The organism is Paraburkholderia sp. J10-1 (assembly GCF_905220165.1).
Taxonomy (GTDB): domain Bacteria; phylum Pseudomonadota; class Gammaproteobacteria; order Burkholderiales; family Burkholderiaceae; genus Paraburkholderia.
In genome coordinates this window covers 1-260 of the sequence record NZ_CAJMYW010000096.1, presented here as the reverse complement: position 1 = coordinate 260, position 260 = coordinate 1, and the positions used below count along the sequence as shown (strand labels likewise).

Annotated in this window: 1 pseudogene; it reads right to left on the bottom strand. The window is 66.5% G+C overall.

Annotated features, from left to right (window positions below):
* Nucleotides 1-260 (bottom strand): annotated as a pseudogene (locus U5A65_RS40875) (LysR family transcriptional regulator); the annotation flags it as partial.

Sequence of the window (260 nt, the reverse complement as noted above, 5' to 3'; positions counted from 1 at the left end):
GCCGGTCGCTCGTCGCTTCAAAAAACGACACGTTGACGTGGGGCGCGCGCTTTTTCAGTTCGAGCACGAGTTCGGGCGCGAACACTGGCAGCACGGTTGGCACCGCACCCACGGCAATGCGCCCCGAGAGTCCGCTCGTGAGCGCATCGACCTCGTAGCGCGCCCGCTCGATTTGATGAAACACCTCGCGTGCATGCCGCAGCAGCACGTCGCCCACCGCCGTGAAGCGCAACCGGTTGCCCACGCGCTCGAGCACCGGC